Origin of the sequence: Rhodococcus spelaei, from assembly GCF_006704125.1 — a bacterium.
Classification (GTDB): Bacteria; Actinomycetota; Actinomycetes; order Mycobacteriales; family Mycobacteriaceae; genus Rhodococcus_G; species Rhodococcus_G spelaei.
The window spans coordinates 1-21,314 of sequence record NZ_VIGH01000006.1 but is presented as its reverse complement, the minus strand read 5'-3'; the positions used below and the strand labels follow the sequence as shown (position 1 = coordinate 21,314).

The following is a 21,314-nucleotide window of genomic DNA, read 5'->3' as shown; positions in this document are numbered from 1 at the left end:
CAACCGTAAACCGGGTCAGCGCGCAGCGAAGTCCGGTTGCGAGAACCCGGCCACCCGGGTGGCCCGACCGTGGAGGACGACCTCACGGAACTGGTGGATGATCGCCCCGGTCGGGGCGTGCATGGCGCCGCCGCGGAACGGCCAGCGCAACATCGGCGGAGTGCCGGCGATGGCGCCGGTGACGGGCTCGAGCTGTGCGTCGACGTCGACCTCGGCCATCGTCACCTCGAACACGAGGGCCACCTCGTCCGGGTTCGGGGTGATCGGCTCGGTCAGCTCCCCCACCCACAGCACGACGGGGGTGATCACGAATCCGGACCGGGTGACGTAGTCGTCGAGCGCGCCGACGACGGCATCGGCCGGCGCGTGCACCCCCAACTCCTCGGCGAGCTCGCGGACCGCGGCCTGCTCGGGCGTCTCGCCGGGGTCGATACTGCCGCCGGGTAACGCGAACTGCCCGGCGTGCGCACGCATCTTGGGCGGTCGCCGGGTCAGCAGCAGCCGGGCCCCCGCGTCGTCCGTGATCACCGTCAGCGCGACCGCGGCCCGGCGACCACCGGTGTCGGGGACCACGAGCCGGTCGAACGCCGCGACCCGGGCCGCGCAGTCGTCCCGGGTCAGCGCCGGGCCCGCGTCCGTCGGCGCCGTCTCGCCGGGGTCCTCGTCGCTCGGTTTCGGTGTGCTCAGGTCCATCACCCGACCGTAACCTGCACTCAGGGCCGGACGGGCGGCCCGGCGTCGTGTCCGGCGTCGTTCCCGGTCAGCGGGAGGCGAAGTCGGGTTGCGCGAAGTCGACGACGCGGGTGTGACGGCCGTGCAACGCCACCTCCCGGAATTGGTGAATGATCGCCGCGGTCGGCGCGAACAACTGCTCACCGCGGAACGGCCACCGCAGCAACGGTTCAGCCGCACCGGGGAGTGACCGGATCACGGGCTCGGCGTCCCGTCACCGCGTTCGACGACCACGAGCGCGACGGCGGCGACGCGATGCCCGGCCCGGTCCACCGCACACGGCCGGAAGTCGGCGAGCGCGGTGGCGCAGACCTCGCGGGTGAGTGTCGGGGCGTCGTCCATCAGGCGACCCTAGCCCCGTACCGGTTCAGGCCAGGGCGTCGACGAAGGCGCCCTGCCAGACCGTGTCGAACGGTGTGTGTGCGGCGACGCGGCCCTCGATGCCTGCCGTGACGAACTCCTTCGCGAAGTCGACCGCGTCGTGCACGTCGACGCCCTTCGCCAGTTCCGCGGTGACCGCGGCCGCGAGCGTGCAACCCGCCCCCGACACCCGCTCGCGGCCGATCTTCGGTGCGGCGAGGATCGTGACGTCCTCTCCGTCGAAGAGCACGTCCACTGCGTCGTCGCCTGGCAGTTCGACCCCACCCTTGGCGAGGACGTACCGCGGACCGAGGTCGTGGATGCGGCGGGCGGCCTCGACCAACTCGTCGACCGAACCGATGGAATCCATCCCGGCCAGCGTCCGCGCCTCGAACAGGTTCGGGGTCACCACGGTTGCGAGCGGCAGGATCGACTCGCGCAGCGCGGTGTCGGTGTCCAGCGCGGCGCCGGGCTCCTGACCCTTGCAGATCAGCACCGGGTCCAGCACGACGTGCCGCCACGACTGACCGCGCAGCTTCTCGGCCACGACCTCGATGGTCGCGGGGGTGCCGAGCATGCCGATCTTGACGGTGTCGAGGTCGTGGGCGGCGGTCGCGGCCTCGATCTGGTCGGCGATCACCTCCGGAGCGATCGGCACGAACCGGTGCGACCAGTTGTTCTTCGGATCGAAGGACACGATGCAGGTGGTGGTGCCGACGCCGTACACGCCGAGTTCCTGGAACGTCTTGAGGTCGACCTGGAGGCCGGCGCCGCCGGTGGCTTCCATTCCGGCGATGACATATGCGAGGTCGACCACGGTGAGTTCTCCCGACGGGTGGATGAGGTGATGATCCTGCTCAGCCTAACAATCGGCGGGCGCGGGAAAACCACCCGGACCTGCGGCCGAACACGACGAAGGCCGTCCCGGATTTCTCCGGAACGGCCTTCGTTTCTGTCGGGCTGACAGGATTTGAACCTGCGACCACCTGACCCCCAGTCAGGTGCGCTACCAAGCTGCGCCACAGCCCGTCCACTCCCTTGCGGGCGCTCGATGAGATTACATCAGTGCGACTCCGGATCGCGAATCGCCTCGTCGTGGACCGTTTCTCGGCGGACGCGGCGGCGAGTTCCGCCGCCGCGTCGGCCGAAGAGCCTCAGCGCTTCTTGCGCTCCCGCTTCTCCCGCACACGCACCGAGACGCGCACCGGGCTGCCGTCGAAGTTGAACTCCTCACGCAGGCGACGCTCCAGGAAGCGGCGGTAGCCGGCCTCGAGGAACCCCGTGGTGAACAGCACGAACGTCGGCGGACGGGTGCCCGCCTGGGTGGCGAACATGATCCGGGGCAGTCGACCGCCACGCATCGGCGGCGGGGTCGCCGCGACGACCTCCTTGAGCCAGTTGTTCAACCGGCCCGTCGGGATCCGCTTGTCCCAGGAGTCCAGCGCCGTCTCCAGCGCCGGGACCAGCTTCTGCACGGCCCGGCCGGTGTGCGCGGAGATGTTCACCCGCTGCGCCCACGGCACCCGCACCAGGTCCCGGTCGATTTCCCGCTCGAGCATGAGCCGGCGGTCCTCGTCGACGAGGTCCCACTTGTTGAACGCCAGCACCAGCGCGCGACCGGCATCCGAGACCATCGACAGCACCCGCAGGTCCTGCTCTGTGATCGGCTGCGAGGCGTCGATCAGCAGGATCGCGACCTCGGAGGCCTCGATCGCGCCCTTCGTCCGCAGGGACGCGTAGAACTCGTGGCCACTCGCGTGGCTGACCTTCTTGCGCAGACCCGCGGTGTCGACGAAGCGCCACACCTTGCCGCCGAGCTCGACCAGCGAGTCCACCGGGTCGACGGTCGTACCGGCGACGTCGTGCACCACCGACCGTTCGGCACCGGACAGCTTGTTGATCAGGCTGGACTTTCCGACGTTCGGCTTGCCGACCAGCGACACCCGGCGCGGGCCCTGGCCACCGGTGCCCTCGCGCGGGGTCTCGGGCAGCACCGCGAGCACCTCGTCGAGCAGGTCACCGGTGCCGCGGCCGTGGATCGAACTCACCGAGTGCGGCTGACCGAGGCCGAGCGACCACAGCGCGGCCACCTCCGACTCGGTCCGCTCGTCGTCAACCTTGTTGGCCACCAACAGGACCGGCGTCTTCGACCGGCGCAGCACCCGCGCGACGGCCTCGTCGGTGGCGGTCGCGCCGACCACCGCGTCGACCACCAGGATGATGGCGTCGGCAGTCTGCATGGCCTGCTCGGCCTGCCGGGCCACCGACTGCTGCAGGCCCTTCGCGTCGGGCTCCCACCCGCCGGTGTCCTGCACCATGAACCGCCGGCCGGACCAGTTGGCCTCGTAGGAGACGCGGTCGCGGGTGACACCCGGGATGTCCTCGACGACGGCCTCACGCCGGCCGATGATCCGGTTCACGAGCGTGGACTTGCCGACGTTCGGCCTACCCACGATCGCGAGGGTGGGGACGGGGACATGGCCCTCGCCCTCCTCGCCCTCCTCGAAATCGACGAACTCCCAGTCCGATTCCTCGCTCCAGGTTCCGTCGCCGGCGAATTCCGATCCGCCGAAGTCAAGACTGTCGGTCACTGCACTGCTCCAGTTCGCTCACGCACAACCAGCAGCAACCTGCCGATCACGTCGTCTATGCCCAGTTCGCTGGTGTCCACGATCACCGAGTCGTCGGCGGGTCGTAGCGGGGACACCGCGCGGGTGGAATCGAGATGGTCACGGCGCTGCACGTCGGCCAGCACCGCCGCGTAGTCGTCGCCGCGACCCTCGGCGATGTTCTGCGCGTTGCGTCGCTGCGCCCGCGCCTCCGCCGTGGCGGTGAGGTAGATCTTCACGTCCGCGTCCGGCAGCACCACCGTGCCGATGTCGCGCCCCTCGACCACGATTCGGTCGGTGGTCGCGACGAACTGCCGCTGCTTGTCGACCAGGATCGTACGTACCTCGGGCACCGCGGACACCGCCGAGACGGCCTGCGTCACGGCGGCGCCGCGGATCTCGTCGGTGACGTCCTCGCCGGCGAGCAGCACCCGGTCGGAGACCGGATCGGTCCCGATCGACAGCTCGAGCGCCTTGGTCGCCGCAGCAATCGCTGCGGCGTCACCGATGTCGACGCCGCAGCGCAGCACGTGCAGGGTGGCGATCCGGTACATCGCGCCGGTGTCGAGGTAACGCGCGGCGAGGCCGTCGGCGAGGCGACGGGACACGCTGGACTTGCCGGTACCCGACGGTCCGTCCATGGCGACGACGAGGCGGGCACCGACCTGTTCGGTCACAGCCCGACCGCCTTGTACAGCGCGCCGACCTCACCAGGTCCGATGACCCGGAGGGTGCCCGGCCGTCCGTCGCCGAGCGCGACCGGACCGATGTCGGTACGCACCAGGCGGACCACCGGATGGCCGACCGCCTCGAGGAGGCGGCGCACGATGTGCTTGCGGCCCTCGTGCAGCACGATCTTCACCAGGGACTTGCCCTGGTTGACGTCGAGCAGTGCGTACGAGTCGACCTTGGCCGGGCCGTCCTCGAGCTCGACGCCCGCCTTGAGCGTCTTGCCGAGGTTGCGATCGACCACACCGGACACCGTCGCGAGGTAGGTCTTGGGAACCTCGAAGGACGGGTGCATCAGCCGGTGCGCGAGATCGCCGTCGTTGGTCAGCAGGATCAGGCCCTCGGTGTCGGCGTCGAGACGCCCGACGTGGAACAGTCGCTGGCCGGCGGACACCCGTTCGGAGACGATGTCGCCGATGCAGGGGCGGCCCAGGTCGTCGGACATGGTGGACTGCCAGCCGCGCGGCTTGTTCAGCGCGATGTGGACCAGGTCCTTCTTCACGACGACGCGGACGCCGTCGACTCGGACCACGGCGTTCTCGGGGTCGACCCGCAGGCCCTGTTCGACGACGATGCGGCCGTCGACCTCGACGCGACCCTGCTCGATCAGTTCCTCGGCGGCGCGACGCGAGGCCACACCGGCCTGGGCGAGCACCTTCTGCAGGCGCATGCCCTCGCCGGCGGGCAGCTTGGCGGGCGCCGGGCCGTCGGCGTACTGGTGCCGGGCCGGCTTGGCGTTGCTGACCTTGGGAGCGGCCTGCTGGGCGCGCTGCGGCTTCGACGCCTTGGGCTTGCCGTACTTGTTCTTGCCTGCGCCGGCGGGCTGGCCGCGATGCGGCTTCTTGCCTGCACCGGCCTGGCCTGCGGCCGCGCCACGCTCGGTACGATCCTGCGAGACCCGGGCCTCGCCGCCGCGCGGGGCAGCGCCTCGCTGAGTCGATCCACGCTCAGGCCGATCGTAGGAGCCGCGGGACTCGCCGCCTCGGGCGGAATCACGGGGTGCCGAACCCCTCGAACCCGACCCCCTCTGGGGCGCGTCCTTCTTGTTCGTGTTCTTGCGGGCGGGATTGCTCCTGCCACGGTCCGGTGTGCCATCACGGCGAGCGGGTCTGTTCACTTTTGGTCCTGTCACTCTTCGCTATCTACGCGGGTGTCCAACTCGGGTTCGGATCCCGCCCGTGCGGCTCCCAGTTTGGTGAACCGCGGGTCTGACTCCATGTCGTCGCTGATGTCGTCGATGACATCGACGTCGGGCAGCAACGGCGCCAGCGCCGGCAGATCTGCCAGCGAGGCCAGGCCGAGCCGTTCGAGGAACAGCTCGGTCGTCGAATACGTCGTCGCGTTGGTCTCGGAGTCCACACCGGCCTCCGCGACCAGCCCACGGGCGAGCAGAGTGCGCATCACACCGTCGACGTTCACGCCGCGAACCGCACTCACCCGCGCACGGGTCAAAGGTTGACGGTACGCAACAACGGCCAATGTTTCCAAAGCCGCGCGTGTGAGTTTCGACCGAGCGCCGTCGAGCAGCATCCGTTCGACGTACGGAGCGTTCTCGTTGCGGGTGTAGAAACGCCACCCGTCCCCGGCGTACCGCAGGTCGATTCCGCTGCGCCGCGCGGTCAGCTCGGCCGACATCCGGCGCAGCGTCCGTTCGATCCGGCCAGGGGTGTCGCCGACCGCCGAGGCGAGGGCGTCGTTACCCGCCGGCGAGTCCACGACCAGCAACAACGACTCCAGCGCAGACACGAGTTCGTCGTCGTCGAGCCGGTCGTCCGGGTCGACACCCGTGTCCAGATCGAGGTTCGTGTCCAGATCGAGGTCCGGGTCCAGATCGCCCGCCGCGTCTATCTCTGCCGTCTGTTCGAGCTCACTCATCGCAAGTTCGGCGCGGTTACTCCTTCGTTCACCGGGGAGAGGAAGCGCCGTCCTCCTTCCTGTCGGTGGAGTCGGTTACCTTCCCGGGTGTGGAGGAAGTGGTGCGCTACAACTACCGGCTCCGGCCCGGCGCGATAGCGCAACGTGCTCTGACCGCTGAATGGCATCGATGCAGGTTCCTGTGGAACGAGGCTGTCCATCACCAGAAGTCGGGTCTGCGGCCGACGCTCGGGAAGCTGTCGAAGCTCCTCACCCAAGCCCGCTCGAACAGTGCGTGGCTGCGGGACGGGTCGCAGGTCGCCCAACAACAAACCCTCCGCACCTGTGCGCAGGCGTTGGACCATTCCTTCAAGGTGAAGGGCCGAGGCCGGCCGGTGTTCAAGGCGCGGAAAAACTCGCTGCCTTCCCTCGAGTACACCCTGCGGGGATTCTCCCTGCGCGAAGGGCGGTTGATCCTCCCGAAGGGAGTGAGCGTCCCGGTGGTGTGGTCGCGGGAATTGCCGTCCGATCCGACCAGTGTTCGCGTCACCCAGGATTCGTTGGGGCATTGGTATGCCTCGTTCGTTGTCCACCGCGACACCGAACCCGCACCCGATGCAGTGGGTGGGATCGGTGTCGACTGGGGTGTGAGCACCACTGCCACCACGACGAGCAGCGAGTTCGACCTGCCGTATCTCGGGCATCGGCAGCGCTGTGCGGCGGAGTTGGCGAAGGCGCAACGGAAGATGTCGCGACGTCACAGTGGCAAGCGTGGTCCGCAGTCGCGGGGCTACGAACGTGCGAAGCGGGACGCGGCGAGGCTGCAGAAGAAGGCGGCCCGCCAGACCGAACATCAATCGCGTGTGTGGGCGAAGTCGGTGATTGACCGGCATGCGTTGATTGCGGTGGAGGATTTCACCCCGAAGTTCCTCGCCAAGTCCACGATGGCCCGCAATGCCTCCGATGCAGCGATCGGCCTTGCGAAACGGGAACTGATCGATCGTGGTTTGCGGGCCGGCCGGAAGGTGGTGTTGGTTCAGCCCGCCTACAGGACGATGACGTGTTCGAGGTGTTTCGCGAGAGCCAAGCAACGCCTCGGATTCGCGGAACGAGTCTTCCGTTGCCATGGCTGCCGCTACACCGCCGGTCGGGATCGGAACGCTGCCGGGGTGATTCTGGCTGTGGCAGAGCGCGGCCACACAAGTGTTGAAGATGTCAGACAATCTGATCCCTCCCTTCGGGGTGGGTAGTCGGGTTGCGGTCTGAGCTTGGAATCTCCAGCCTTTAGGCAGGAGAAGCGTTAACCGTAGTCCTCACTCACCAGTGTCTGCGCGTCGGCATCCACCTCGCCCGTCCAGCTGACCAGCAGCTCCCCGAGCGGTTTGGGCTGTTCGAACGCCACCGCCCGTTCCCGGTAGAGCTCCAGCAGCGCCAGGAATCGTGCCACGATCTGCACTGTGACATCGCAGCCCGCGACCAGGTCACCGAAACTCGCCCACTGACCCTGGCCACGCTCCTTGAGGAGCTCCAGCACCATCGCCGCCTGCTCGGGCACCGACACCGCCGACACGTGCAGGTGGTCCAGGCCGACCGTCGGGACCGGTCGCGGCGCGAACGCGGTCGCGGCAATGTCCGCGAAGGCCTGCGGATCGACGCCGAGCAGCACCTCCGGCAACAGTCCGGCGAACTTGTCCTCCAGCGCGACCGACCGCGGGTACCGGCGCAACGCGGCGGCCTCGAGCTCGGCGAACAACTGCGCGACCTGCTTGTAGGCCCGGTACTGCAGCAGTCGCGCGAACAGCAGGTCCCGCGCCTCGAGCAGCGCGAGGTCCTCGGCATCCTCCACGTCGCCGGAGGGCAGCAGTCGGGCAGCCTTGAGGTCGAGCAGGGTCGCGGCGACGACCAGGAACTCCGTGGTCGCGTCGAGCGGCATCTCGGCACCCAGCACCCGGGTGTACGCGATGAAATCGTCGGTGACCTGGTGCAACGCGACCTCGGTCACGTCGAGGCGACGCTGGTTGATCAGGGTGAGCAGCAGGTCGAACGGACCCTCGAAATTCCGCAGTCGCACCCGGAATCCGGGCTTGCCGGGTTCCTCGGCTGCCGCGGGCTCCTCGGGCACGGGCTCCACCGGCACAACGGTCTCGATCGGCGCGACGTCTACGGCCGGCGCAGTGTCCATCTACCGACCGGACCGCGCTATCACTTCGCGCGCCAGCGACCGATACGCCTGTGCGCCACCGGATTTCGGTGCCCACGTGGTGATCGGTTCGCCCGCGACGCTGGTCTCGGGGAAGCGCACGGTGCGGTTGACGACGGTGTCGAAGACCAGGTCACCGAACACCTCGACCACCCGAGCCATCACCTCGCGTGCGTGCAGCGTCCGCGCGTCGAACATGGTCACCACGATCCCGGACATCTGCAGCCGCGGGTTCAACCGGTCGCGGACCTTCTCCACCGTGTCGTTGAGCAGGGCAAGCCCGCGCAGGCTGAAGTACTCGCACTCCATCGGAATGATGACGCCCTCGGCGCAGGCCAGTGCGTTGACGGTGAGCAGGCCCAGCGACGGCTGGCAGTCGATCAGGATGTAGTCGTAGCGGTCGAGCACCGGGTACAGCACCCGGCCGAGCGTCTGCTCGCGCCCCACCTCGGTGACCAGCTGGATCTCGGCGGCCGACAGGTCGATGTTGCTGGGCAGCAGGTCCAGGTTCTCGACCCGGGTCCGCATCAGTACCTCGTCGATCGACACCTTCGGCTCGACCAGCAGGTTGTGCACGGTGAGGTCCAGGTCGTGATGGGCGACGCCGAGACCCGCCGACAGTGCGCCCTGCGGATCGAGGTCGACCAGGAGCACCCGGCGGCCGCACTCGGCCAGCGATGCGCCGAGGTTGATCGTCGAAGTGGTCTTGCCGACGCCACCCTTCTGGTTGCACATCGCGATGACCTTCGCCGGACCGTGCGTCTGGACAGGGGCAGGTTCGGGGATCACACGCAGCGGTCGGCCGGTGGGGCCGAGTTCCGCCTCGTCGTCGAAGACGGTGCCGGCGAGATCCGTGTTGTCGAGGTTGGTGTTGTCGCGATGGTCGGACGGCCGGTCGTCGCAGAGCGCGCTCGCGTGCCCCTGCCCGTCGGGGTACTGGCGCTCTGACTCCGCCGCTGGCGGCTGCGGTGTCACCACGGTCTGTTGCTCCCCTGTCGCTCGTCCTTGATTCATCAGACGCTACCGCCTCGCTCTCGGCAACCTGTCCGGGACACGCGCGGGGTCCGCTCTCAGCGCAACGCCGCAATCGGGGAGAGCCTCGGTCACCGGGCGCGCGGATGCGCCCCGACCCACACCTCGCGCAACGAGCCGACCGTCACCAGCGTGTAGATCTGTGTGGTCGTCACCGAGGCGTGCCCGAGCAGTTCCTGGACCACCCGCACGTCCGCGCCTCCGTCGAGCAGATGGGTGGCGAACGAGTGCCGCAGGGTGTGCGGTGACACGCCGTCGCTGATGCCGATCCGGTCCGCGGCGCCACGCAGCACCTGCCAGGCGCTCTGCCGGGACAACCGTCCGCCACGGGAGTTCAGGAAAAGCGCGGGACCGCCTCGCGCCACCAGTGCGGGCCTGCCCCGGACCAGGTACGCCTCGATCGCGGCCAACGCTGGACGACCGATCGGGACAACCCGGTCCTTGCCGCCCTTGCCACGCAGCAGCACCGCACGGTCCACCCCGTCGATGTCGTCGATGTCGAGGCCGACCGCCTCGGAGATGCGGGCACCGGTCGAGTACAGGAGTTCGAGCAGCGCCCGGTCCCGCAGCGCGCGCGGCTGATCCGCGGCGTCCGCGCCGCCGGTCGCCTCGAGCAGTGCGAGCACCTGGTCGACCGGCAGCGACTTCGGCAACCGTTGCCCCGGTGGCGGCGGCTTCACCGCCCGCGCGACATCGACATCGGTGATGCCCTCGACGGCGGCGAACTTGTGCAGCCCGCGCACCGCGATCAGCGCGCGCGCCGCGGAACTCGCCGCGAGCGGGGTCACGCCGGCCGCCCGATCGCCGCGCCGGAGCACCACCACGAACTCGCTGACGTGCCGCTCGGCCACGGCCCCGAGCCGGTCGATGCCGCGGCCGGTCAGGTAGTCCTGGTAGCGCTCGAGGTCACGTCGATACGACGACAGCGTGTTCGCCGCGACCCCCCGCTCGACGGCGAGGTGGTCGAGGTAGCTGGCCACCTCGCCGGCGAGCACGTCAGGCGTCCCGGCGGCGCAGCGCGAACGCTGTCGGCCGGTCGATCCACTCCGCGTCCGCAGGCCGTCCGACGGCACCGCCGCCGTCGCGGGCCCGGACCGCGGCCAGCGCCAGAATCCCCGACAGCGCGGTGGCGTTGACGATGCCGCCGTCGAGCGCGCGGGACACCGCCGCCGCGACGGGTACCCGGGCGATCTCGAGGTCGGCCTCCTCGTGTTCGGGGTCCGGCCGGTCCACCTCCGACAGTCCGGTCGCGAGGTACACCCGGACCACCTCGTCGGTGAACCCGGGTGAGGCGGCGACGTCGACGAGCACCGACCACTGCTCGGCGGCGAGGCCGGTCTCCTCGGCCAGCTCACGGCGCGCCGCGTCGACCGGGTCCTCGCCGGGTTCGTCGAGCAGTCCCGCGGGCAGTTCCCAGAGTCGCCTGCCCAGCGGGTGCCGGTACTGGTTGATCAGCACCAACCGGTCCTGATCGTCGACGGCGACCACCGCGACCGCCCCGTAGTGCTCGACCACCTCGCGGTCGGCGGACCCGCCGCCGGGCATGGCGACGTGGTCCACCCGCAGCGCGACGATGGCGCCCTCGTACACGGTGCGGGTGCCGAGGGTCTCGAACTCGTGCTCTCCGGGTCGGGTCATCGGGTCTCGCCGGTACCCCGCGTTATCCCGCGCTCGGCGCGTCGACGGACTCGGCGTCCGCCTTCGCGTCCTCGGGATGCACGTCCACCTCGAGACGCTCCTCCGCCTTGTACTTGAGGGCGGCGCCGACGAAGGCGGCGAACAGCGGGTGCGGACGGGTGGGCCGGCTCTTGAGCTCCGGGTGTGCCTGTGTCGCAACGAAGAACGGGTGCGTGGCGGCGGGCAGCTCGACGAACTCGACGAGGTGTCCGTCCGGGGAGGTGCCGCTGAACTTCAGTCCGCTCTTGGCGATCCGGTCCCGGTACGCGTTGTTGACCTCGTAGCGGTGCCGGTGACGCTCGGAGACGTTCTCGGAGCCGTAGGCGCGGGCGACGACCGAACCCTTCTCCAGGACCGCCGGGTAGGCGCCGAGGCGCATGGTGCCGCCGAGGTCGGCTTCGCCCGCGACGATCTGCTCCTGATCGGCCATCGTGGAGATCACCGGATGCTTGGTGTCCGGCTCGAACTCGGCCGAGTTGGCGTCGGCCAGGCCGACCGAGCGCGCCGCCTCGATGACGACGGCCTGCAGGCCGAGGCACAGTCCGAGCAGCGGGACGCCGCGGGTGCGGGCGTAGGTGATGGCGCCGAGCTTGCCCTCGATCCCGCGGATGCCGAAGCCGCCCGGGATGAGCACCGCGTCGGCCTCGCCGAGCGCGTGCTGGGCGCCGGCCTCGGTCTCGCAGGCGTCGGACGGCACCCAGTCGATCTCGACCTTGGCGCGATGCGCGAAGCCGCCCGCACGCAGCGCCTCGGTCACCGACAGGTAGGCGTCGGGCAGGTCCACGTACTTGCCGACCAACGCGACCCGCACCGACTCGCGCGGCTCGTGCACGCGCTCGAGCAGCGCGCCCCACACCGTCCAGTCCACGTCCCGGAACGGCAGGCCCAGCTTGCGCACCACGTAGGCGTCGAGACCCTCGCTGTGCAGCACCTTCGGGATGTCGTAGATGGACGGTGCGTCGGGGGTGGAGATGCAGGCGTCGACGTCCACGTCGCACATCAGCGCGATCTTGGACTTGAGCGCCTGCGGCACGTCGCGGTCGCAGCGCAGGATCAGCGCGTCGGGCTGGATACCGATGTTGCGCAGCGCCGCCACCGAGTGCTGGGTGGGCTTGGTCTTGAGCTCGCCGGACGGACCGAGGTACGGCACCAACGACACGTGCAGGAAGAAGACGTTGTCCCGGCCGACGTCGTGACGGACCTGGCGGGCGGCCTCGAGGAACGGCTGCGACTCGATGTCGCCGACGGTGCCACCGATCTCGGTGATGACCACGTCCGGCGTCTGCCCGTCCGCGTCCGGTCCCGCCATCGCGAGGATGCGGCTCTTGATCTCGTCGGTGATGTGCGGGATCACCTGGACGGTGTCGCCGAGGTACTCGCCGCGACGCTCCTTGGCGATGACGGTCGAGTACACCTGACCGGTGGTCACGTTCGCGAAGGCGTTGAGGTCGCGGTCGAGGAAGCGCTCGTAGTGGCCGACGTCGAGGTCGGTCTCCGCGCCGTCCTCGGTGACGAACACCTCACCGTGCTGGAACGGGTTCATGGTGCCGGGATCGACGTTCAGGTACGGGTCCAGCTTCTGCATGGTCACTCGCAACCCGCGAGAGGTCAGCAGCTGCCCGAGGCTCGACGCCGTCAGACCCTTGCCGAGCGAGGAGGCCACGCCCCCGCTGACGAAGATGTGCTTGGTGGCGGTACGCGAATTACTGCGTGACAGTGGCAAGAAGGGCTCCCGTGACGACGATGCAGGACAAAATCTGCGTGCAGGGCTTGACTAATGGTAGAGCTGGGGCCTGCCGACCCACGGGACTTCACGGTAACACCTGCGCACCCGATCACTCACACGGCGCGCCGCTTTCGCACCGCCGGCCGCCGCCGACGGCCCCTCACCCGAGTGGTGCACCGACGGTGACGGCCGCGGCGCCCGGTCCGGTCCCGTACCGGCCCGCGGTGCCGCCGAGCTGTTCCTGGAGGCCGAGAACGGTGGTGATCCGGCCGGATTCTCGGTTCACGTCGTCGACGGTGGTGACCCCGGTGGACAGCGCGGTGTCGGACCGGACGACCGCGATCGGACCGTTGCCGACGGCCGAACCGGGCCGGCCCGCGAGCACCGTGCCCGCTCCCCTGGCATCGAGCGCGGCGGCGAATCGGGCGACGATAGAGCCCCGATTTCCTCCGTCCGAGCCGTCCGCGCGGGCACCCGAACCGGTCAGCACGACGGCCAGTTGCGCGGGCTTGACGGCGCCGTTGTCGTAGGCGACGAACCCGCCGGCACGCAACGCTTCCAGTGCCACGCCCAGCTCCTCGGGCGTGCTCTGCGGCTGGGCGTTCTGCGGGTTCAGCAGCAGCACCGACCCGAGCAGATCGCCCGCCAGGCTGCCCTGATCCACTGCCCCGGTGCGGAGCTGGATGCCGGCGGGGATCACATTGGTCACCGCGGTGCGAAGTTGGTCACTGTTCGCCGCGTCGACGAAGGAATCGGTCAGCGCGACCCGGCCGGTGACGGCGCCGCCGGCTGCTCCGATCAGTCGCGTGACGGCGTCCAGATCGGCCGGATCGGCGTCCGGAGTGGTCACGATGACGACCGTCCGCTGGCCCAGCGCATCGCGCACCACCCGACCCGACACCGCCGCGTCGAAGTTGTCGGCGGTGTTGAGCTGCTCGTTCAGTGCGTTCTTCTGGGAGTTCAGGTCGCCCACCTGATTCTGCAGGTCGGACTTGTCGTCGCGGAGCCCGGAGAGCAATGAGCCGGAGAGGGTGCCCGATCCCAGGACGACGCCGATGGCGAGGGCCAGGAAGATCGCGGCGATGGAGATTGCATGTTGACGCAGAGAAATCACTTGAACAGTCCCTGAACCCAGAGGGCGAAGCTGTTCCACGTCTGTACGGCCCAGTCGAGTGCCTCGCCGCCGATGTTGGAGACGACGAGCGCGACGATGACCGCGGTCAGGGCCGCGAGAACGAGCAGCGCGATGGCCGCGCCGGAGACCCGGCTGCGGTAGAGCGTCGCGACGGCCTTGGCGTCGACCAGTTTCGGACCGACCTTGAGGCGGGTCATGAACGCGGCCGGATTGCTGTCGCGACGGCCCCGGTCGAAGAATTCGTCCAGGGACACGGTGCTGCCGACCGTGACGATCAGCGACGCGCCGTGGTGGTCGGCGAGCAGCAGTGCAAGGTCCGCGGGCGCGCCGGAGGCGGGAAAGGTCATCGCCCCGATGCCGAGGTCCTGGATGCGCTCGAGCCCCTTCGCGTGGCCGTCCGGGTCGGCAGGCAGCACGACCTCGGCACCCGACTTCAGCGTCGCATTGCTGACGTCCTCGGGGTCCCCGACGATCAGATCCGGGCGGTAGCCCGCATTCGCGAGTGCGTCCGCACCGGCCCCGACGCCGATCAGGATCGGCGAGTACTCCTTGATGAACGGTTTGAGGTTCTTCAGGTCCGCGACGTGGTCCGCGCCGTCTGCGACGACCACCACGTGCCGGTCCTTGACGTCGACGTCGATGTCGGGCACGCCGACCCCGTCGATCAGCAGTGGACTCTCGGTCCGGATGAACTCGATGGTGTTGCCGGAGAACGCCTCCAGATGGTCGACCAGTCCGGTCTTCGCCTCGATCATCAGGTCTGAGATCTCGGCCTCGGACTGTTCGACGCCCTTCGCCAGCCGCCGCTCGCCGGCGTAGACGCCGCCGTCGTCGAGGCGGATCTTGGCGCCGTCCTTGACCTTCTTGAACACCTCGTCGCCGACCGCGTCGACGAGCGTGATGCCGTTGGCCACGATCACCTCGGGACCGAGGTTCGGGTAGCGGCCGGAGATCGACTGGGACGCGTTGACCACAGCCGTGACGCCCGCCTCGACGAGCGCGTCGGCGGTGACCCGGTCCAGGTCCAGTTCGTCGAGGACCACGATGTCGCCCGGGCCGACGCGGCGCAACAGCTTCGCCGTGTTGCGGTCAACCCTGGCGATACCGGTGATTCCCGGTAGCGATTCGGTGTTTCGTGACAACAGAGCGGGCATCTTCATGGCTTCGATGATGACGCCGACCAGCGCCGTTGCCGCGGAGGCGCGCCGAGTCGTTTGCGGCCTCGATCACCACACCCGCCACAGCCGCACCACCGCGCGGGGCCCGAAACCGGTTCAGCTGGAACGTTCCGCGCTCGCGGTGGCGAGCAGTTCCTCGGCGTGTGCCCGACCGGTCTCGGTGTCGCCGAGTCCGGCGAGCATGCGTGCCAGCTCCGCGACCCGCTGATCGTCGGTCAGGGTCCGTACGCCGCTGTCCGCACCCTTCCGGCCGTCGACCTTGTCGACCACGAGGTGGGTGTCGGCGAACGCCGCGACCTGAGGCAGGTGCGTCACCACGATCACCTGGTGGGTCCGGGCCAGCCGGGCCAGCCTGCGGCCGATCTCGACCGCGGCGCGGCCGCCTACGCCCGCGTCCACCTCGTCGAAGACCATGGTCGCGCTGGACTGCGCGCCGGCCAGCACCACCTCGAGCGCGAGCATCACCCGGGACAGTTCACCGCCCGAGGCGCTCTTGCTGATCGGCAGCGCCGCGGATCCGCTGTGCGCGGCGAGCCGGAACTCGACCTCGTCGACACCGGCCGAACCGGCGTGGACCTGCCTGCCGTCGACGGTGAGCGGGGCCGAGTCCTGCGGACCCGCGACGATCGGCTGCGAGCTCACCTCGAGCCGGGCCTTGCCCATCGCCAGGCCCGCCAGCTCCGCGGTCACCGCCTTGCCGAGCTTCATGGCCGCCTTCGCGCGCGCCTTGCTCAGCGCCAGCGCGGCCTCGGCCAACGCGGCCGCCGCCTCGTCCACGCGGGTGGCCAGCGCCGCGAGCGCGTCCGCGGACACGTCGATCCGGACGAGCCGGTCGCGGGCCTGCGCGGCCCACTCGAGCACCCCGTCGACGTCCGCCGCGTACTTGCGGGTCAGAGTCTTGAGCTCCGCTTGCCTGCCGAGCAGCGCGTCGAGGGCGCCGGGGTCCGAGGGCAGGTCCGCGAGATATCCGGTCAAATCCGAGGACACGTCGGTGAGCACCGTGATCGCCTCGGCCAGCCGCGGGGCCAGCGCAGTGAGCGACTCGTCGTCGGAGGACTCGATCCGCGCGCGGGCCTCGCCGAGCAGGTCCAGCGCGCCGGCCGCGTCGGGGGCCGCGTCGGTGTCCATGTCTGCGGCCGTGGCGCCGAGCAGCGCCACCTGCGCGCCCACCGCCGCCGAGCGCAGCGAGTCGAGGTCGCTGAGCCTGCGCACGTCCGCGACGATCGCGGCGTCCTCGCCCGCCTGCGGGGCGACCGCGTCGATCTCGTTCAACGCGAACTCGAGCCGGTCCACCTCCTGCGCGAGTTCACGACTGCTGCGGGTCCGTTCGTCCAGTTCCTCGCGCGCCTCGAGCCAGTGCGAGCGCAGCGTCCGGTACTTGTCGAGCAGGGAACCCAGTGCGGCACCGCCGAATTCGTCGAGGGCCGCCCGCTGCTGGTCCGGCCGCTGCAACCGCAACTGGTCGTTCTGGCCGTGCACGGTCAACAGCGGCCCGGTCAGTTCGGACAGCGCGCCGGCGGGAACACTGCGCCCGCCGAGGTGCGCCCGCGACCGTCCGTCCGCGCTCACCGTGCGGACGGCGATGATGGTGCCGTCCTCGTCCCGTTCGGCACCGGTCGACTCGAGCAACCGGTCCACCTCCGCGGTCGCCTTGGGCGCTGAGTTCGCGGTGGAGAACCGGCCCTCGACGACGGCCCGGTCCGCGCCGAGCCGTACCCGCCCCGCGTCGGCTCGCGCGCCGCTGAGCAGGTGCAGGCTGGTGACGACCATCGTCTTGCCCGCCCCGGTCTCGCCGGTGAGCACGGTCAATCCCTCGTGGAACTGCGCACTGGCCTGGGAGATGACACCCAGACCGTCGATCCGGATTTCAGCGAGCACTCTCGTTCTCCCCTTCCCCGCCGGTTCGTCGTCCGCGCCAACCCTTCACCGGCAGTTCGAACTTGCGCACCATCCGGTCCGCGAAGGGGGCCGAGTCGAGCCTGATCCATTGCACCGGATGCGTTCCGCGGACCACCTCGACCCGCCCGCCCGCGGGCAGTTCGAGGGTGCGACTGCCGTCGCAGAACACCAGCCCGTCGTGACCGCCGGCGAAGGTCTCGACCGCGATCAGCGATTCCGGGCTGGTCACCAACGGACGGGCGAAGAGTGCGTGCGCATTGCTCGGGATCACGAGCAGCGCCTCGAGTTCCGGCCACACCACCGGACCGCCCGCCGAGAACGCGTAGGCGGTCGACCCGGTCGGGGTGGAGACGAGCACGCCGTCGCATCCGAACGACGACACCGGACGGCCGTCGACCTCGAGCACCACCTCGAGCACACCGAGCCGGGACACGTTCTCGATGCTCGCCTCGTTCAACGCCCAACCACGCGCGACGACCTCGTCGTCGACTCGGATCGCGATGTCGAGTGTCATCCGGTGTTCGACGCGGTACTCGCGCCGTACCACCTGGGCGAGCGCCTCGTCGAGATGTTCGGCCTCGGTCTCCGCGAGGAAGCCGATACGGCCGAGGTTGATTCCGAGCACCGGGACCGACGCGGCCTTGGCCAGTTCCGCGCCGCGCAGGAACGTTCCGTCCCCACCGAGGACCAGGACCATCTCGCACCCGGCGGCCGCCTCGGGCCCGGGTTCGACGATGGTCAGGTCGACGTCGATCGACCGAAGCTGGGCGGTCGGGTCCGTCCGGTCCGCCTCGTTCGTCAACACGCGAAGACCGATCCCGGCCTTCTGGAAGATGGCGGCCACCCGGCGGGCGGTCTCGGTCACCTCCGGCCTTCCCGTGTGCGCGACCACCAGGATCTCGCGCTGGGTAGTGACGGGCGAGCTCACTGCGGCCCCTCCTGCACGGCCCGCTCGATGACCTCGCGCAGCGCCTCGACCCCTGGTTCGGGCTGCTTACGCAGCCACAGGAAGTACTCGACGTTGCCCGACGGCCCCGGTAGCGGGCTCGCCACGACGCCCAGGGTGCGGAGCCCGGCCGCGTCCGCGGCGAGCGCGACCTCGTGCACCGCCTCGGCCCGCAGCGCCGAATCGCGTACGACGCCACCTGATCCGACCCTGTCCTTGCCGACCTCGAACTGCGGCTTGACCATCGGCACCAGGTCGGCGCCGTCCGCCGCACACGCGACGAACGCCGGCAGCACCAGTTTGAGCGAGATGAAGGACAGGTCCGCGACCACGAGCTCCACCTGGCCACCGATCTGATCGGGCTGCAGCGAGCGCACATTGGTGCGGTCGACCACGGTAACGCGGTCGTCGGACTGCAGGCGCCACACCAACTGTCCGTACCCGACGTCGACCGCCACGACCTCGACGGCTCCGCGGCTGAGCAGGACGTCGGTGAAGCCACCGGTGGACGCGCCTGCATCGAGGCATCGCTTGCCCTCGGCCGTCAGTCCCGCCGGTTCGAAGGCCTCGAGCGCCCCGAGCAGTTTGTGGGCGCCGCGCGAGGCCCAGGAGACCTCGTCGACCTCCTCGGTAACCAGCAGCGGGGTACCCGCCTCGACGGCCGTCGCAGGTTTGACCGCGACGGATCCCGAGATCAGCACCCGACCCGCGGCGATCAGTTGCGCTGCGTGTTCCCTGGAGCGGGCCATCCCCCGCCGAACGAGTTCGGCGTCGACCCGTGCACGACGAGCCACCTCAGATCTTGTCCACTGTGGCGAGCGCCTGCACCAGCACGTCGTGGGCCCGCTCGAGAATGTGCGCCTGACGGGGAATCCGGTCGTGGCCGTGCGGGTCCTCCCCCGCGCCGACCGCGCCGAGGCCCGCGAGAAGTTCGTCGACCTCGGCGTGGATCTTGTCGGGGTCGACCGTCTGCGGCGGGCCCGGCAGGTGTGCTCCGGGCAGCGGAATCGGCGTATTCATCGGCCCCAACGCTAGCGGATCGATCCGACAGACGCGCACAGGCGACGCCGCCGGGTCGGGCTCCGCTCAGGCCAGCTGGTCAGCTACGGCTGCCGACACCGGGTCCTCGCCGCGCACGGCGGCGAACTCCGGATCTCGCCATGCCTCGACGAGCACCGACCGCAACACGGCCAGCGCGTCTACCCCTTCGTCGACGCGCACCACGATGTCGCCGGATTCGCGACGCACCCGAACCCGCTGATCCGGCGCGAACACCAGCGTGCCCGCGTCCGCGTCGAGCGCGGCCAGTGACGCCGCGAGGTACGTCGGCCGGTGTTCCACCGGCGCCCGGAGCAGGTCAGCCGGCGTACTCACCCCGGTCAGGACCAGCAACGACGCCATGCCGACCGCGTTCGCACCCGCGATGTCGGTGTCGATCCGATCCCCGACCATCAGCGGTGCGTGTGCGCCGCTGCGGCGGACCGAGTCCTCCATCAGCGGTGCGGCAGGCTTGCCCGCGACGACGGGCTCGCGCTCGGTCGCCACCCGCAACGCCGCGACCATCGCCCCGTTGCCGAGGCAGAGTCCACGTTCGGTCGGCAGGGTGGTGTCCACGTTGGAGGCCACCCAGTACGCGCCGGCGCGGATCGCGAGAGTCGCCTCCGCGAGAATCGGCCATCCGGTGTCCGGTGAGTGTCCCTGTACGACGGCCACCGGTGAATCCTCGAAGCGGCGTACCGGATGCAGCCCCACCGCCCGCACCTCGTCGGCGAGCGCCTCGGTGCCGACCACGAGGACCGCCGCGCCGGCAGGAAGCTGCTCGGCGAGCAGCCGCGCGGCCGACTGCGAACTCGTCACGACCTCGGATTCCGTTGCCGGGAAACCGAGCTCGTTCAGATGCGCCGCGACCGACGCGGGGCTGCGGCTGGCGTTGTTCGTCACGTAGAACAGGCGAGGTCCGCCGTCGACGACCAACGCATCACGCGCACCCGGGATGGCATGCGGACCGGCATAGACCGTGCCGTCGAGGTCGAGCAGCAGAACGTCGTGCCGTTGCCGCAGGGTCCTTCCGGCGTCGCCCGGCAGACCTTCGCTCACTGGTCGCCCGAGAGCTCGGCCACCCGATCCTCTGCATCGGTGTCACCGTCGTGATCGGCAGCGGCGGAGTTGAGGAACCACTTCAGGCCCTCCTCCACGCGACCGGCCGCAACCAGGGCGTCGGCGTACGCGTAGAACAACCGCGCAGCGGTCGGGCCAGACTTCGACGCGTCGAGCTCGGGCGTCTGCAGACTGACGACGGCCTGGTCGAACTGGCCGAGGTCCATCCGTGCGCCGGCGACGACGATGCGCAGCTCGGTCGCCTCGTCACCCTTCAGGGCGCGCGCTTCCTCGCTGCGACCGAGCTCGATGGCGCGCTCGGGTCGACCGAGTCCGCGCTCGCAATCCGCCATCACGGCGAGCAGTCCGGGACCGCCTGCCATACGACGGGCAGCCCGCAGCTCGGAGAGCGCCTCGGCCCATTCGCCGGCGTGGTAGGCAGTGATGCCGGCGGTTTCCCGCACGACGGCGACGCGACCTGCGCGCTGACGCGCGGCACGAGCGTGGGCGAGAGCGAGGCGCGGGTCGTCGTCGATCAACTTGCTCGCCATCACCAGGTGCCTGGCGACGGCATTCGCATTGGCCTTGTCGAGGCTCAGCAGGTCGCGGCGCACGGCCGGGTCGAGCTCGCCGGCCTGGACCTCTTCAGGCAGGTCCGGTTCTTCGGGCCGGGGTGCGCGACGCTCGGCGTAGCTTCCGCCGTCGCGCGGGGGCGGACCGAAACCGCCCTCTCCGCCGCGACGCCTAGGGGGTCCGTCGGAGCGGCGCTCCCCGCCTCCCTGACGATCGGAACTGCGGGGACGATCCGAACCGCGGCTTCCGGATCCTCCACGGGGGCCGCCACCCTGACCACCACGGGATTCACCACCGGTACGACGACGATCGGCACCGCCGCCACTCCCGTAGGAACGGCGATCTCCGTTGTTGTCCGACACAGCATCTCCTTTCAGACAACAGGCGCATACACATACAAACACGAAAGGGGACCCAATGTATTGGGTCCCCTTTCGGTAACGGATGTTCGGCGGTGTCCTACTCTCCCACACCCTGTCGAGTGCAGTACCATCGGCGCTGGAGGGCTTAGCTTCCGGGTTCGGAATGGGACCGGGCGTTTCCCCTCCGCTATGGCCGCCGTAACTC

22 protein-coding genes, 1 tRNA gene and 1 rRNA gene are annotated in these 21,314 nt (G+C 69.8%); 1 reads left to right on the top strand and 23 read right to left on the bottom strand.

Features of this window, described 5'->3' with window-relative positions; translation table 11 throughout:
* Positions 1 to 15: 15 nt before the first annotated feature.
* The 9 genes from FK531_RS13965 to scpB all read right to left on the bottom strand — a co-directional run bounded on the left by FK531_RS13965 (position 16) and on the right by scpB (position 6,305).
* Positions 16 to 693 (bottom strand): NUDIX hydrolase, encoded by a 678-nt coding sequence (locus FK531_RS13965; protein ID WP_142100324.1) that lies wholly within the window; start codon positions 691 to 693, stop codon positions 16 to 18.
* A gap of 67 nt (positions 694 to 760) precedes the next feature.
* Entirely contained in the window at positions 761 to 931 is a 171-nt protein-coding gene (locus tag FK531_RS22395; protein WP_181762956.1) for a hypothetical protein, read from the bottom strand.
* Complete coding sequence (locus FK531_RS22390) at positions 928 to 1,074, bottom strand: hypothetical protein (RefSeq protein ID WP_181762955.1); 147 nt, start codon at positions 1,072 to 1,074, stop codon at positions 928 to 930. The genes FK531_RS22395 and FK531_RS22390 overlap by 4 nt, the downstream gene beginning before the upstream one ends.
* Before the next feature lie 25 nt (positions 1,075 to 1,099).
* Entirely contained in the window at positions 1,100 to 1,909 is an 810-nt protein-coding gene (thiD, locus tag FK531_RS13960) for a bifunctional hydroxymethylpyrimidine kinase/phosphomethylpyrimidine kinase (protein ID WP_142100322.1), read from the bottom strand.
* Between the two features lie 138 nt (positions 1,910 to 2,047).
* Positions 2,048 to 2,121: transfer RNA gene (locus FK531_RS13955), tRNA-Pro, on the bottom strand.
* A gap of 125 nt (positions 2,122 to 2,246) precedes the next feature.
* Positions 2,247 to 3,683 carry a ribosome biogenesis GTPase Der gene (gene der / locus FK531_RS13950; RefSeq protein ID WP_142100320.1) on the bottom strand — a complete coding sequence of 479 codons (1,437 nt, stop codon included), beginning with the start codon at positions 3,681 to 3,683 and terminating at the stop codon, positions 2,247 to 2,249.
* The gene (cmk, locus tag FK531_RS13945) at positions 3,680 to 4,342 is read right to left on the bottom strand and encodes a (d)CMP kinase (protein WP_142100794.1); all 663 of its coding nucleotides are present in this window, start codon (positions 4,340 to 4,342) and stop codon (positions 3,680 to 3,682) included. The genes der and cmk overlap by 4 nt, the downstream gene beginning before the upstream one ends.
* 32 nt (positions 4,343 to 4,374) lie before the next feature.
* On the bottom strand, positions 4,375 to 5,547 hold the full coding sequence (locus tag FK531_RS13940; RefSeq protein WP_142100318.1) for a pseudouridine synthase: 1,173 nt from the start codon (positions 5,545 to 5,547) through the stop codon (positions 4,375 to 4,377).
* Positions 5,548 to 5,558: 11 nt separating this feature from the next.
* Complete coding sequence (gene scpB / locus FK531_RS13935) at positions 5,559 to 6,305, bottom strand: SMC-Scp complex subunit ScpB (RefSeq protein WP_142100316.1); 747 nt, start codon at positions 6,303 to 6,305, stop codon at positions 5,559 to 5,561.
* Positions 6,306 to 6,394: 89 nt separating this feature from the next.
* Between scpB and FK531_RS13930 the strand changes: the two genes are divergently transcribed.
* Entirely contained in the window at positions 6,395 to 7,534 is a 1,140-nt protein-coding gene (locus FK531_RS13930) for an RNA-guided endonuclease InsQ/TnpB family protein (protein WP_246098153.1), read from the top strand.
* Between the two features lie 50 nt (positions 7,535 to 7,584).
* On the opposite strand, the gene FK531_RS13925 is transcribed toward FK531_RS13930, so the two are convergent.
* The 14 genes from FK531_RS13925 to rrf form a co-directional block, all read right to left on the bottom strand.
* Complete coding sequence (locus FK531_RS13925; RefSeq protein WP_142100312.1) at positions 7,585 to 8,466, bottom strand: segregation and condensation protein A; 882 nt, start codon at positions 8,464 to 8,466, stop codon at positions 7,585 to 7,587.
* Entirely contained in the window at positions 8,467 to 9,459 is a 993-nt protein-coding gene (locus FK531_RS13920) for a ParA family protein (protein ID WP_435531054.1), read from the bottom strand. It lies immediately after the preceding gene.
* Between the two features lie 128 nt (positions 9,460 to 9,587).
* Positions 9,588 to 10,511, bottom strand: a complete 924-nt coding sequence (locus FK531_RS13915) for a site-specific tyrosine recombinase XerD (RefSeq protein WP_142100308.1) — start codon at positions 10,509 to 10,511, stop codon at positions 9,588 to 9,590.
* 1 nt (position 10,512) lies between these two features.
* A complete protein-coding gene (locus FK531_RS13910; RefSeq protein ID WP_142100306.1) occupies positions 10,513 to 11,154 on the bottom strand; it encodes an NUDIX domain-containing protein in 642 nt (213 codons plus the stop codon).
* A gap of 22 nt (positions 11,155 to 11,176) precedes the next feature.
* A complete protein-coding gene (gene pyrG, locus FK531_RS13905) occupies positions 11,177 to 12,916 on the bottom strand; it encodes a CTP synthase (RefSeq protein ID WP_142100304.1) in 1,740 nt (579 codons plus the stop codon).
* Between the two features lie 163 nt (positions 12,917 to 13,079).
* Positions 13,080 to 14,033 carry a copper transporter gene (locus FK531_RS13900; protein ID WP_142100302.1) on the bottom strand — a complete coding sequence of 318 codons (954 nt, stop codon included), beginning with the start codon at positions 14,031 to 14,033 and terminating at the stop codon, positions 13,080 to 13,082.
* Positions 14,030 to 15,214: a putative cytokinetic ring protein SteA gene (gene steA / locus FK531_RS13895; RefSeq protein WP_142100300.1), complete on the bottom strand. Its 1,185-nt coding sequence runs from the start codon at positions 15,212 to 15,214 to the stop codon at positions 14,030 to 14,032. Before steA ends, FK531_RS13900 begins: the two co-directional genes overlap by 4 nt.
* A gap of 114 nt (positions 15,215 to 15,328) precedes the next feature.
* Positions 15,329 to 17,110, bottom strand: coding sequence for a DNA repair protein RecN (gene recN / locus FK531_RS13890; protein ID WP_142100298.1), 1,782 nt, complete (start codon positions 17,108 to 17,110; stop codon positions 15,329 to 15,331).
* Entirely contained in the window at positions 17,100 to 18,059 is a 960-nt protein-coding gene (locus tag FK531_RS13885) for an NAD kinase (RefSeq protein WP_142100297.1), read from the bottom strand. Before FK531_RS13885 ends, recN begins: the two co-directional genes overlap by 11 nt.
* On the bottom strand, positions 18,056 to 18,871 hold the full coding sequence (locus FK531_RS13880) for a TlyA family RNA methyltransferase (RefSeq protein WP_142100295.1): 816 nt from the start codon (positions 18,869 to 18,871) through the stop codon (positions 18,056 to 18,058). Before FK531_RS13880 ends, FK531_RS13885 begins: the two co-directional genes overlap by 4 nt.
* A gap of 1 nt (position 18,872) precedes the next feature.
* The gene (locus tag FK531_RS13875) at positions 18,873 to 19,097 is read right to left on the bottom strand and encodes a hypothetical protein (RefSeq protein ID WP_142100293.1); all 225 of its coding nucleotides are present in this window, start codon (positions 19,095 to 19,097) and stop codon (positions 18,873 to 18,875) included.
* A 66-nt stretch (positions 19,098 to 19,163) separates the two neighbouring features.
* The gene (locus FK531_RS13870; protein WP_246098152.1) at positions 19,164 to 20,174 is read right to left on the bottom strand and encodes an HAD-IIA family hydrolase; all 1,011 of its coding nucleotides are present in this window, start codon (positions 20,172 to 20,174) and stop codon (positions 19,164 to 19,166) included.
* Positions 20,171 to 21,109: a tetratricopeptide repeat protein gene (locus FK531_RS13865; protein ID WP_142100291.1), complete on the bottom strand. Its 939-nt coding sequence runs from the start codon at positions 21,107 to 21,109 to the stop codon at positions 20,171 to 20,173. Before FK531_RS13865 ends, FK531_RS13870 begins: the two co-directional genes overlap by 4 nt.
* Positions 21,110 to 21,193: 84 nt before the next feature.
* Positions 21,194 to 21,310 (bottom strand): 5S ribosomal RNA (gene rrf, locus FK531_RS13860).
* Between the last annotated feature and the right edge of the window lie 4 nt (positions 21,311 to 21,314).